The following is a 12,576-nucleotide window of genomic DNA, read 5'->3' on the forward strand; positions in this document are numbered from 1 at the left end:
GGAGGGTGAGGTCGTGAAGGCGACGGCGACCGCCGCAGCGCCGGTGCCGAGCTCGAGCCTCGCGCCGCCCAGACCTCGACCGCTCGTCGAGACCCAGGAGTTCGACGACTCGCTGCTGGCCGTCGAACCGCAGCAGCCGCGCGCAGTGGCGACCGGGTTCGAGGACATCGCCGCGGTGGCGGGCCAGCCGGCGAGCGTGCCCGAGGTCGGGACGCGAGCGACGACGACGACGGTCGATGCGAGTGACAGCGGCAGGGCGAGTTCGACCGCGACGACTGCGACGGTCGATGAGAGTGATCGCGGGAAGGCGACGACCGCCGGGACGGCGAGTTCGACCGCGACGACTGCGACGGTCGATGAGAGTGATCGCGGGAAGGCGACGACCGCCGGGACGGCGAGTTCGACCGCGACGACTGCGACGGTCGATGAGAGTGATCGCGGGAAGGCGACGACCGCCGGGACGGCGAGTTCGACCGCGACGGTGACGACGTCACGCCCGAGCGCGGGCACGGAGACGGAGGCGGTCGAGGCGAAGGCCGCGAAGGGCCAGGGAGTCGGGCTCGTGGCAGAACCTGGCCCCGAGGACAGGCAGGCCGCGAACGACGGCGGGGCGCCGCGGGCCGCGACAGGGGCGCCGGCGCGGGGCGGAGGGCTGCGCATGCCCGAGCCGCCCGACGCGATCGGGCGGGCGACGGCGGCGCGGATCGAGAAGGTCCGCGCGACCGCCGGGGCGACCGCGAACGCGAATGCGTCACTGCCGTCGGCGGCGAAGACGGTGAACGAGGCGACCGCGGCGGTGACGGAGCCGGAGGCCGAGACCCGCGGACGGGCCGCAGGCGCGGTCGCCGAGGCGCTCGACCGGCGACCGCCGCCGAGCCCGAAGCTCCAGGCGCTGTGCGAGAAGATCCGCAAGGATATCCGCGAGAAGCGGCCGCCCGACGACGCGGCGCTGCTCAAGGCCAAGCCGGAAGAGGCGGCGAAGTCGGCCGGCGCCGAGCTGAAGGGCAACGTCAAGAGCGAGGCCGAGTCGGTCGCGGACAAGTACGCGCCGCTGGACAAGCCGCCGGCAGGCGAGTCGACGCTGCAGCCGAAGGCCTACGAGCAGCCGCCCGTGGCGGTGACGGGCCCGGAGGTGAACGCGAGCGCGGCGGCGCCCGACCCGTTGCCGGGCGAGAGCGTGAGCCTCACGGAGGACGTCGCGGCGCAGAAGCAGCGGATCGCCGACGCCGGGATGGACACCGAGCCGGCGCGGCTGATCGAGAGCGGGCCGATCGCCGACGCCAGAGCGGCGCATGCAGAGCTCGAGAAGAAGAGCCAGGAGGAGCCGGAGAAGCTGCTGCAGCGGCAACAGGAGGCGATCCAGAGCGCGCAGGCCGACATGACCGCGCTGCAGACCCGGTCGCTGACGACGCTGGCTGGGACGCGCTCGGAGGCGATCGGCGAGCGGGCCCGGCGTCAGCGCGGGATCGTCGGCACGCAGGAGCAGATGCGCGCCGCGGCGGGCAAGCGGATGCGCGAGATCTTCGCCGCTGCGCAGAGCGAGGTCCACTCGCGCCTCGATCGCCTGATGGAAGCGGCGATGACCAAGTGGGAGGCCGGCCTCGCCGTGGCGACGCGCGAGTTCAAAACGACGCTGAGGTCGGTCGAGGAGTGGATCGCCAAGCGCCACGAAGGCGCCGTCGGCGTCGTCGTCGAGCTGATCGACGACTGGACCGGTTACCCCAAGTGGGTGACGCAGCAGTACGACAAGGCCGAGACGCGGTTCGGCGACACGGTCTGCGGCCTCATCCTCGACATCTCGCGCGATGTCGAGGCGGTGATCCGGCTGTGCGAGGAGGTGATCTCGGAGGCGCGGGCGGAGATCGACAAGGTCGTGAAGACGGCGATCGAGCAGGGGATCGGCGACTTCGCTACCGGCGAGGCGACGGCGATCTACGCCCAGCTCGACGCGCTGCAAAGCCGCGCGAACTCGGTCCGCGACGATTTCACCGACGAGCTGGTGAAGCGCGCGGACGCGGCGGTGCAGGAGGTCCGCCGCGAGGTGCAGGCGCTGCGCGAGGCGGCCGGTGGGATCGTGGGTCGCATCGGGGCAGCGATCGAGGCGGCCCTCGAAGACCCGGCGCGCTTCATCATCGACGGCCTGCTGACTCTGGCCAGCATCCCGCCGCCGTCGTTCTGGGCGCTGGTCGACAAGGTCCAGCACGTCGTCAAGGACATCGCCGACGATCCGGTGGGCTTCGCCAACAACCTGCTGGCGGGGGTCGGCCAGGGCTTCCAGCGCTTCTTCGACAACCTCGGGACGCACCTGCAGGAGGGCTTTTTGTCGTGGCTGTTCTCCGGCCTCGGCAGCGTCGGCGTGACGCTCCCGCCCGACTTCTCGCTGCGCAGCGTGGTGACGCTGTTCCTGCAGCTGATGGGTTTGACGTGGCCGCGGATCCGCACGCTCCTGGCCAAGCACATCGGCGAGGACAACCTGGCGCTGATCGAGCAGGCGCTGGCGCTGGTCTCGACCCTGATCGAGCAGGGACCCGAGGGCATCTTCCAGATGATCCAGGAACAGCTGGATCCGCAGCAGCTGGTCGACATGGTCATCCAGATGGCCGTCGACTACATGGTGAACGCGGTGATCAAGCAGGTGGTGGCCCGCGTCATCGCCATGTTCAACCCGGCCGGGGCGATCGTGGCGGCGGTCGAGGCGATCTACCGGGTGCTGAAGTGGGTGTTCGAGAACGCGGCCCGGATCTTCAGCCTGGTCGAGACGGTGGTGAACGGGATGGCCGACATCGTCGCGGGCAAGGTCTCGGCGATGGCGACCGCCGTCGAAGGCGCGCTCGCCGGGATGGTGGGCCCGGTGATCGACTTCGTGGCCGGGTACTTCGGGCTGGGCGACCTGCCGCAGAAGATCGCAGAGTTCATCGGCAAGCTGCAAGACCGCGTGCTAGCGGTGGTCGACAGGGTGATCGGCTTCCTCGCCGACAAGGCGCGGGCGCTGCTGGCGAAGGTGCGCGGCGGGGAGAAGGAGGCGGAACCGGGAAAAGAGGAGGCGGTGCCTGAGGAGGTCGCCGAGAAATTCGTCGATCAGGACAACGAGAGTCACACGATCACGGCGGAGACCGACGAGGACCCGCCGGACATCTCGGTCCAATCGGTTCGCATCCTGGTCATGGAGCTCATCAAAAAACGCCGGAAAAAGTTGACCGCAGGGAGCAAACAGGCGAAAGCGCTGAACTCCGCCGAAGCGAAATACAAAGTCTGTCGGCTCGCGGTAAACAAGCGGCGCCGCAAGTGGGAGCAGTACAAGGCCGAGCGCATGAAGAGCGCCCGGAAGACGCTCCTCGATGAGCTCAGGGCCGAGGTCTTGGAGCAGAGGAAAGAGATCCACGCGCTCGCCGACCTGCTCGTAAAGTCGGGTGCGCTGGACAAAAGGATCGAGCCGTCGCACGTCGATTTCATATCGTCGCCCACGAGCAAGCAGGTCGTCGCCGACCCGCTGACCCTCCGTCCCGGTAACACGGTCGGGAGCGCGGCCGATACTAAAGTGCTCACAGATTGGGACCAGCGGATCCAGAAGCAGTCCCCGAAGCGGGGCGGGAAGCTGTTCTGGCGACGTGTGCATCTGCTCCCCGCGAGCCTCAACGGGCCGGGAAACGATCCCAGGAATATCGTCCCCGGAGGCGCAGGTCTCAACAAGTGGCTGGAGCGCTACGAGAGCGCGGCGCTGAAGGCGTTGACGGAGGAGAAGAGAACGCTCAAATACGAGGTCACGGCGACCCTGAATCCGAGCGACGGATTCTTCCCGCTGGAGGTGACGGTGATGTGGAAGTACAAGGGCGAAAACAACGATCCGGACGAACCAGGCATGGGCCCGAAGACAATGGATGTCCGGAAGGACATCCCGCCATAGCGCGAGAAATGGCCGGGATCCGACCCGGCGCGTGCGGGGCGGCTTCGTCGATTCACTCGCACGAGATCTGCACGATCTGCTTCATCTCGACGATCTCGCAGTCGAGCAACACGCCGTTGGGCATGCAGCAGCCGACGTTGATGATCAAGCCGTCCGCCTCCGTGCAGTCGTTGCCGGCGACCAGGTTCATCGGGCACTGAAGTCCGGTCGGGGGTATACAGCTTGACAGCGGCGGACAGTCATGCAGAGTCCTGGCTGGTGAGCAGCCAGGCACATACCACTTGGCGGAGCGCGAGCGGGTCGGCGTCCTGGATCTACCGCCCGCGCGCCGCCGCGAACGGCGGACCCGGCGGTGACTCGCTCGTGTCTCCGGAGCAGCGAAGCCGCTGGATCTCCCGCGTCGTTGCCACCCTCCCCGCCTTGTTGGGTAGCTTCGCGCGGGCCACCGATCTCGAGGTGTCGACACGGTCGAAAGGCGAGGGCGCCCTTGCCCTGGAGGCGGACGAGCCCGGCGCGCTCGAGCGGGCACGAGAGTTTATTCGTCAGAATGGCGACGTGGTAGAAGTGTGTATCACTCTGACGCTCGAATGCGAGGGGCTCGACCTGCAGCCCATCGAGATCGACCGCGGCGCACTCCTGTGGATCGACGTCGATCTCGATGACGACGGACAACTCGATCCGACGACCGACGACCCCATCCGTCTTCGGCTGCAGCTGAATGCCGATATCCATGCGCCCCTCTCGTGGGGTAACGTCCGCGACAACACGGCGCTCGCGGCGCTCAACGCCGGGCGCCTGGCCGGAGCTCTCGAGCGCATCGAGCTCGCCGTCCCCGCCGAACTGATCGAGATCGACGCGCCGGATTACCCCGATATGGTCGACCCCCGCGGTTTCTTCGTCCCCCGGACGACCTGATCGACGAGCACCGGAGTGCGACGACATCCGCTGACGGGCGGACGCTGATCATTTCTCGCAGTCGATCTGCACGATCTTGTTCATCTCGACGATCTCGCAATAGAGCAGCACGCCGTCGGGCATGCAGCAGCCGACGTTGGTGATAGGGCCCATCTCCTCCGTGCAATCGTTGCCGGCGACCAGGTTCATCGGGCAGTCGATCGGCTTGAAATTGTTCGGGGCGACCTCGCCGGGGGTGCCGCCGTCCTTCTCGCAGGCGTAGTAAAATTTCTCGCTGTGCCAGCCGCACTTGCCGTACTTGTCGGCGTCCTCGGCGGTCGTGTCGGTCCCGGTGGTCGAGTCGTCAGTGGTCGTGGTTACGGTGGTAGCGGTGCCGGTGGTCGAATCTGCGGCGGTCGTGGTGGCGGGCGCGTCGGCGGTGGTGGTGCTGGTGGCGTCGCCGGACGTGCTGCCGGAGCCGCTTTCCGTGCCGCCGGCGGCGCTGGTCGATACCTCGGGGGTCGCGGTCGTGGCGGGGGGCGCCGTGCCGCCGGTGGACATGGCGGTCGGGGCCGGGCGCTTGTCGACGTCGGGGGAATGACCGCCGGTCGAGGTCGTGTCGTGCGAGACGTCGTCGCCGGTGGTATCGACCTCGGCGTCGGTGGCCGAGGCGCTGCCGGGGGTGTACACGGGCGGGCAGCCCGTGAGGGCGACGCTCAGCAGCGCGGGGATCATGGGCAGCTTGGTCATCGAAGACTCCTGGAGCGCGCACGTCCGCGGGCGCACGCCGGCCGATTGCGGACATGCGGGCGACCAGGCGCGTGGCTTCGCTCCGAAGGCGTTCTTTATCTCTCGGCTGATCGATCGCGGCCAGGCGAGGCCGGACGGCGCATCGACCGCGTGAACTCGCAGGAATGCGCCGTCCGGGCCGATCGGGCCCGGAGACGACGTCGTCCGCGCTGCGCGGCGGGTGTGACGTCGATCATCGGTGTGGTCGAAGATGGGCCGAACGGCGCAGGCGACCGCGGCGCTGATTCGGGCGGAGCATTCGCCGGGCGGGATTGTGAGGAGTCGGCGCGACGGGCCCGCGGGGCCTTCGTCTCATGACTCACGCTGCCATGATTGGCGGGCCGCGAAACAGGGCGGCGCGAATGGCGGGACCACCGGTCAGCTCCACGGCGCCGCGCTCGCGGGCGCCGACGATCGCGCGCCGCAACGTCTTCGCGAGAAAGCGGTCGATGGTCGCGCGGCTCGCTGCGGCAGCGACGAATCGTGAGGCACGGCGATCGTCGTCGACCACCGGGCGTCCCCGGTCGGTCTCGTCGCATCGCGCGATCGCCAGTCACTCGCACCGAGCGCCGCTTCGGCCGCTGCGAGGACGCCGAGGCGGCGACGCCACGATGGCCGCCGCGATCGCCGAGGCGCGAGAGCTCGATCCTCGTCGAACCGCGGATGCCTCGCGATTCCACCGCGGCGCGGATGCTGTCGGAGGTGACGCCGTCGAGACCTCGGAGGCGCGTGCGGGGCCAAGCCGGCGGGTACCGGCGCTGTGGACGCTTGGCGCGAAAACGCGCGCTGACCTGCCTGACGGGGCGTGGTACCACCGTGGGCGCGTGTTTACGGAGCTCCTCGAACCTCTTCATCGCGCGGCGGCGCCGGCGGCGTGGCACCGTGGTTTGAAGCTGGCGCGGCTGGGCGCGGCGCGGGTGCAGGGTTGTGACGCGAGCGGCTGGGTGTTTGCGATCGCGCGGCTGGCCGGCAGCGGGGTGCGGGCGGAGGTGCGCTGGGCCTGGGACGCGTGGCGCTGCGACTGCGGCGGGGCGGCGCCGTGCGAGCACGTGGTGGCGGCGGCGCTGGTGCTGCACACGGCGGGGGCGCAGCTCGAGCAGATCGGGCCGCAGGTCGCGGAGGCGCTGAAGATCGGCTATCGCCTGCAGAGCAAAGGCGACAAGCTGGTGCTGCGGGTGGTGACGGTGAGCGCCGGCGTCGAGGCGGTGCAGAAGGGGGCGATCGACGCCGACGATCCGCTGCTGTCGGCGATGCCGGCGGGGGCGGAGCTGCTGCCGATCTACCCCGACATCGCCGAGTTCGTGGTGGCGCGGCTGGTGCGTGCATTCGACGTCACGCTCGACGGGGCGCCGATCGCGGTCGAGGCGGCGCCGCTGCGGGTCGCCACCGCGGCGGCGATCGAGGGGCGCACGTTCGTCGGCGGGCTCCTGGCGCTGGTCGGGCAGGTGCTGCGATTCGTGGTGCGCGTCGAGCCGGCCGCGGAGGACTCTACACAATCGCCGGCGGAATCGCCGGAGGCGCGCGAGCCGGAGAAGCGCACGCTCGAGCCGCGCTGGGAGGCCCCGCCGGCGCAGGACGGGCAGCAGGACGCGGCGGAGCCGGAGGTGACGTTCCGGGCGCCGAGCGGCGCGGGCGAGACGCAGGTCGACGCGGCGCGGGTGGTGCAGGCGTGGCGCTCGGGGCAGTACGCGCTGGCGGCCGACGACGGCGGGCTGGTGTGGCTGCCGCGCGACTGGCTCGAGCGCTACGGGCCGATGCTCGAGCAATTCGTGGCGGCGCGGCGGGCCGACGGCAAGCGGCCGCGCTGGGCCCGGACGGCCGCGGCGGCGCTGTGCGAGGCGCTGCAGGTGCCGCCGCCGCCGGAGCTGGCGGGGCTGGCGGCGCTGTCGCGCGAGGAGATGTTCGCGGCGCTGCCGGCGGCGACGCTGCCGGCCGACCTGACCGCAAAGCTGCGCGACTACCAGCGCCGCGGCGTCGACTGGCTGAGCGTCCTGCGCGACGCGGGCATCGGCGCGCTCCTGGCCGACGACATGGGCCTCGGCAAGACGCTGCAGACGCTCACGTCGGTGCGCGGGCGGACGCTGGTGGTGGCGCCGACGTCGACGCTGCACAACTGGCTCGCCGAGGCGCGTAAGTTCCGCCCGGGCCTGCGCGCGGCGCTCTACCACGGCCCGAAGCGCAGCCTCGAGCCCACCGCCGACGTGACGATCACCAGCTACGCGGTGCTGCGGCTCGACCGCGACAAGCTGTCCAAAGAGACATGGGACACGGTGGTCCTCGACGAGGCGCACGCGATCAAGGAGCCGACCACCGCGACCGCGAGCGCGGCGTTCGGCCTGCGCGCGGGCTGGCGCGTGGCGCTCAGCGGCACGCCGGTGCAGAACCGCCTGACCGAGCTGTGGAGCCTGTCGCACTTCCTCAACCCGGGCTTCCTCGGGCAGCTGCGCGAGTTCGTGGCGGTCTACGGCAAGGCGGTCGAGCAGGGGCGGGCGGCGCGGACGGCCGAGCTGCAGGCCAAGCTGCGGCCGTTCGTGCTGCGGCGGCGCAAGCAGGAGGTGGCGCCGGAGCTGCCGCCGCTGACGGAGATCGTGCTGCGCTGCACGCTCGACGCGGAGGAGCGGCGGGTCTACGACGGGCTGCGGGTGGCGGCCGAGCTCGAGCTGCCGAAGCTGCAGTCGGGCGGCGGGATGCTCGAGGCGCTCGAGCTGCTGCTGCGCCTGCGCCAGGCGGCCTGTCACAGCGCGCTGGTGCCGGGGCAGGAGGCCACGCGCTCGAGCAAGGTCGAGCTGCTGCTGGCGCAGCTGGCCGAGGTGACCGCGGCGGGCCACCGCGCGCTGGTGTTCTCGCAGTGGACCAGCCTGCTCGACCTGGTCGAGGACGCGCTCACGGCCGCCGAGCTCGAGCACGTGCGCCTCGACGGCGCCACCGAGGACCGCGCCGGCGTGGTGGCCCGCTTCCAGGCCGAGGACGGGCCGCCGGTGATGCTGATCTCGCTCAAGGCCGGCGGTACGGGGCTCAACCTCACCGCGGCCGACTACGTGTATTTGCTCGACCCGTGGTGGAACCCGTCGATCGAGGATCAGGCCGGCGCGCGGGCCCACCGGATCGGTCAGTCGCGCCCGGTGTTCCTGCACCGCCTCATCGCCGAGGACACGGTCGAGGAGAAGATCCTCGAGCTGCACGCGCGCAAGCGGGCGCTCGCGCAGGCGACGGTCGACGAGGGCGAGGTGTCGGGCCTCGGTCGCGAGGAGCTGCTCGAGCTGCTGCGGTGAACCGCCGAGCGCTCGCTCGGGGCGGCGAGGATGCGACGCGCGCGTGAGGTCGCGTTTGCACTCGCGGGCGCCGACGCGGGCGCGAAGGCGCGAGGGTATGATCGCCGCATGATCGCTCGCTCGACTTCGCCTTCGCTCTCCATCCCCCTGCTGTGCGTCGCCCTCGCAGGCTGCGGCGACGCGGTCGCCACCACCGATACGCTCGACCCCGGCACCAGCACGAGCTCGACCACCGCGGAGCCGACCACCGAGGTCGCGCCGACGACCTCGACCACCACCGGCGACGAGTCGACGACCTCCGGCGGGATGACCGGCACCTCGAACGAGTCGACGACGACCACCACGACGTCGACGAGCGAGCCGGGCACCGAGACCGCGGTCAGCGCGACCGAGACGACGAGCACGAGCACGACCGAGGCGACGAGCACGAGCACGAGCACGACGGACTCGACGAGCACGACGAGCACGAGCACGACGGACTCGACGAGCACGACGACCACCGGCGGCGTCGAGGTGCCGGAGACCTGTCTGTCGGCCGACTTCCCGGTCAAGGTGCCGCTGTGCGGCGACGGCGGGCCGGCCTGTGCGACGCTGCGCGACGAGGTGGTGAGCGCCAACAAGATGTTCCGCAACGACATGCCGGCGCTCGCGCTCGACGGCGACTGCGAGCCGGTGGTGCTGTACTCCGAGGCGGTGAACGGCTTCCACGGGTTCTACGCCGAGCGCCTCGGGCCGGACATGTGGGTGGCGACGCCGACGCCGGGGCCGATGGTGGTGGCGACCGGCTCGCTCGCGTCCGACCCCGACGCGGACACGGTGTTCGCGATGGTCGACAACGGCGCGTTCGGCACCTCGCTGTGGCGCCGGTTCGACGGCCAGTGGACGCAGGACAGCGCGCTGGTCGGGATGAACCATGTGCGCGCGCACCAACTGACCCGCGACAGCGTCGGCGCCCTGCACGTCGGCCACGTCGACAGCAACTTCGCGGTCCAGCACGAGGTGTTCGATGGGGCATGGTCGAAAGAGCAGATGATCACGAACGGGGAGATCCACGTGCGCCTGGCGCTCGACGGCGCCGACGCGCCGCGCCTGACGTCGTGGGCGACCGCCGACGCGACGTGGAAGCTGCACTACTTCGCCCCGCCCGGGGTGACCGAGGTGGTGGCGCCGCTCGGCTCGAACACGATCGAGCGCCAGCACCACGACCTGGCGCTGGTCGGCGCCGAGGCGACGCCGTGGGTGCTGCTGGCCCGCAAGCAGGCCGACCAGACCCACCACGACATCGTCCTGGCCCATCGGACAGGTCCGGCGACGTGGGCGCTCGAGACTCTGGCGAGCGAGAACTCGCCGGCCGACAAGGTCTGCGGCGCGCCGCCGCAGCAGGCGGGCGTGACCTGCGAGTTCGACTACCGGGACTATTACCCGCTGGCGCTGGCGGCCGGGGAGGGCGAGGTGCGCGCGCTGTACCTGGCGATCCGCCGCCAGGGGACGCTGGTGTCGCAGTGCGAGCAGAACCCGCTGCCGTTCTGCTACTGGAACACCCAGGTCGAGGACCGCAGCTCCGAGCTGCGGGTCGCCTGGCCCGGGAGCCAGCCCGACGAGCACCAGGTCGCCGCGGTCGACGTGTTCACCGATCGCGCCACTGCCCGCCTCGACACCGCAGGGCAGATCCACCTGGCCTTCTACGACGACCCCACCGGGGCCGGGCTCGACCCGTGGGTGCGCTACCTGATGATCGGCGGCGAGTGACGCGGCCCGGCTCGCCCGCGGCGATCGGGGCGAGCCGGCGCTTCGTCACGCGGCCTTGAAGCTGAGCAGCGGCCGCAATCGTCGGACCACGCGGGTCAGCTCGCGCTGGGCTCGCATGACCGCGCCGATGTCCTTGTAGGCCGCCGGCGCCTCGTCGCGGAGGGCGTCGGCGGCCCGGTGGTCGAACCACACGCCGCGCATCTGGGCGACGACGTCGCCGGCGCGGATGTGCCGGCGCGCCTCGCCGCGGCTGAGGGCGCGACCGGCCCCGTGCGCGCTCGAGCACAGGCCCGCGACCTCGCCGCGGCCGCAGGTGTGATAGCTCGGCGCGCCCATCGAGCCCGGCACGATCCCCGACTCGCCCCCTCGCGCCGACACGGCCCCCTTGCGGTGCACCCACAGCGATTCGTCGCCGTGCTGCTCGCGGCGGACGAAGTTGTGGTGGCAGGAGATCCACGTGTCCATGAGCACATGTCCCTTGAAACATTCTCTAAAAACCTCGGCGGCGCGGGCGACCATGTGCGCCCGGCTCGCCTCGGCGTAGTCGAGGGCCCACTGCATGTCGTCGAGGTACGCCGCGCCGGCCGGGCTGTCCGCGACCAGGCCGCGCAGGCCGCCGCCGAGCGGCTCGGCGTGGGCGTCGTGGTGGTCGCGGATCGCCGTGCCGATCCCGCGCGAGCCGCTGTGCACCATCAGCCACAGGCGGTCGTCGTCGTCGGCCTGCAGCTCGAGGAAGTGGTTGCCACGGCCGAGCGTGCCGAGCTGCAGGCCGGCCGTCCGCCGCTGCTCCGACTGCAGCGACGGGGCGGACAGCGGGCGCTCGGCCAGCGCGGGCGGGAGCGGATGATCGGCGCCGGCGCCTGGGTGGCGCAGCGCCGGGATCGCGCGCTGGAGGCCGACCAGGACCGCGGCGGCGATGCGCGCGTCGGCGAGGACGCCGGCCTCGACGTCGCAGGCGACCGCCGCCATGCCGCAGCCGATGTCGCCGCCGACCGCCGCGGGCACCAGCATGGTGCGAGTGGCGACGACGGTGCCGACGCACACGCCCTCGGCGAGGTGCACGTCGGGCATGACAGCGATCCGAGCGACGTCGCCGACGTGTCGCAGGCGCTCGAGCGCGTCGGCGACGTCGCGCGGCGGCGGCTCGGCGACGAAGCGGGTGAGGAGCGCAGTCATGGCGTCTTCACCTCCTGCGCCGAGTCGACGCGGGCCACCGAGTGGTGTGCCGGCGATTCGGCGCGCGCCGATGTGCTGACATCACCTGCGTGCGGCGACCGACGCGGCGCGTCGTCCTGAAGGCGCGCCGCGGTGGAGCGAGGGATCGTCGCCGTCATGGCTCCACCCCCTCGTCTGCGCCGCGGTCGGTCGGCGCGGGCACCAGCCGGAACACCAGGTTCGGCGTGCGCTTGCGGTGGATGGCGCCGGCGATCTCCGAGCGCAGGTACGGGCGCAGGGCGTCGAGGCGGCGCATCACCAGCTGCGCCTCGCCGGCGCCGGCGCCGACCGGCAGCGCGAGCACGACGACCAGGTTGCCGCTGCCGGGCTCGGGTTCGACGCCGAGCAGGGTCAGCGCCGACACGTGCGAGTCGTCGATCTCGCCGCCCAGCACCAGGGCGAGGCGCTCCTCGACCTGGCGCGACAGCTGGTCGAGCTTGCGCCGGGTCTGCGCCGGCATGGCCGCGCCGAACAGCGCGGCGGGGTCGATGTCGCCCGGCAGCGATTGTGTGGACTGCGGATATTCAGTTTTGGCCGACGCGCCACGGCGCCGGCGGTCTCGATGTCGATTCATGAGGGCTCTCTGCGGACTCAATGCACACACACACGGGACCGGACCGCCGAGGCGATCCGGAGCTCAGACACGTGTATGTGGAGAGACACGCATGGGCCGACTCCGAGGCCACGAAGCTATGCCAACTCGTGGCCCCGCGCAAGCGGCCGCGGCCGCGGCCGCGCCGGGCGACCCTGCGC

At 71.3% G+C, this 12,576-nt stretch carries 11 protein-coding genes; 5 read left to right on the plus strand and 6 right to left on the minus strand.

Translation table 11 applies throughout. The features are described 5' to 3' along the window. Positions 1-13 precede the first annotated feature (13 nt). Positions 14-3,904, plus strand: a complete 3,891-nt coding sequence (locus O0S08_RS01665) for a hypothetical protein (RefSeq protein ID WP_269037177.1) — start codon at positions 14-16, stop codon at positions 3,902-3,904. A gap of 52 nt (positions 3,905-3,956) precedes the next feature. Here O0S08_RS01665 and O0S08_RS01670 read toward each other — a convergent pair whose 3' ends face one another. After that, positions 3,957-4,094: a hypothetical protein gene (locus tag O0S08_RS01670; RefSeq protein WP_269037178.1), complete on the minus strand. Its 138-nt coding sequence runs from the start codon at positions 4,092-4,094 to the stop codon at positions 3,957-3,959. A 68-nt stretch (positions 4,095-4,162) separates the two neighbouring features. Here O0S08_RS01670 and O0S08_RS01675 point away from each other — a divergent pair, with 68 nt between their 5' ends. After that, entirely contained in the window at positions 4,163-4,819 is a 657-nt protein-coding gene (locus tag O0S08_RS01675; protein WP_269037179.1) for a hypothetical protein, read from the plus strand. Between the two features lie 48 nt (positions 4,820-4,867). Here O0S08_RS01675 and O0S08_RS01680 read toward each other — a convergent pair whose 3' ends face one another. Next, positions 4,868-5,548, minus strand: coding sequence for a hypothetical protein (locus tag O0S08_RS01680; RefSeq protein WP_269037180.1), 681 nt, complete (start codon positions 5,546-5,548; stop codon positions 4,868-4,870). On the opposite strand from O0S08_RS01680, the gene O0S08_RS01685 reads away from it, so the two are divergent. Next, on the plus strand, positions 5,541-5,702 hold the full coding sequence (locus O0S08_RS01685; RefSeq protein ID WP_269037181.1) for a hypothetical protein: 162 nt from the start codon (positions 5,541-5,543) through the stop codon (positions 5,700-5,702). The two genes, O0S08_RS01680 and O0S08_RS01685, sit on opposite strands and share 8 nt — an antisense overlap. A gap of 204 nt (positions 5,703-5,906) precedes the next feature. Here the strand turns inward: O0S08_RS01685 and O0S08_RS01690 are convergent, their stop codons facing one another. Continuing rightward, entirely contained in the window at positions 5,907-6,098 is a 192-nt protein-coding gene (locus tag O0S08_RS01690) for a hypothetical protein (RefSeq protein WP_269037182.1), read from the minus strand. A gap of 313 nt (positions 6,099-6,411) precedes the next feature. On the opposite strand from O0S08_RS01690, the gene O0S08_RS01695 reads away from it, so the two are divergent. Continuing rightward, complete coding sequence (locus O0S08_RS01695) at positions 6,412-8,859, plus strand: DEAD/DEAH box helicase (RefSeq protein WP_269037183.1); 2,448 nt, start codon at positions 6,412-6,414, stop codon at positions 8,857-8,859. A 108-nt stretch (positions 8,860-8,967) separates the two neighbouring features. Then, positions 8,968-10,608, plus strand: a complete 1,641-nt coding sequence (locus O0S08_RS01700) for a hypothetical protein (RefSeq protein ID WP_269037184.1) — start codon at positions 8,968-8,970, stop codon at positions 10,606-10,608. Between the two features lie 45 nt (positions 10,609-10,653). On the opposite strand, the gene O0S08_RS01705 is transcribed toward O0S08_RS01700, so the two are convergent. Genes O0S08_RS01705 through O0S08_RS01715 form a run of 3 tightly spaced genes read right to left on the minus strand, consistent with a single transcriptional unit; the run spans position 10,654 to position 12,397 of the window. Continuing rightward, positions 10,654-11,784, minus strand: coding sequence for an RtcB family protein (locus O0S08_RS01705; RefSeq protein ID WP_269037185.1), 1,131 nt, complete (start codon positions 11,782-11,784; stop codon positions 10,654-10,656). Next, complete coding sequence (locus O0S08_RS01710) at positions 11,781-11,942, minus strand: hypothetical protein (protein ID WP_269037186.1); 162 nt, start codon at positions 11,940-11,942, stop codon at positions 11,781-11,783. Before O0S08_RS01710 ends, O0S08_RS01705 begins: the two co-directional genes overlap by 4 nt. Beyond that, the gene (locus O0S08_RS01715; protein ID WP_269037187.1) at positions 11,939-12,397 is read right to left on the minus strand and encodes a ribosome-binding factor A; all 459 of its coding nucleotides are present in this window, start codon (positions 12,395-12,397) and stop codon (positions 11,939-11,941) included. The genes O0S08_RS01710 and O0S08_RS01715 overlap by 4 nt, the downstream gene beginning before the upstream one ends. Positions 12,398-12,576 lie beyond the last annotated feature (179 nt).

This window comes from Nannocystis punicea (genome assembly GCF_026965555.1).
GTDB classification, from domain to species: domain Bacteria; phylum Myxococcota_A; class Polyangia; order Nannocystales; family Nannocystaceae; genus Nannocystis; species Nannocystis punicea.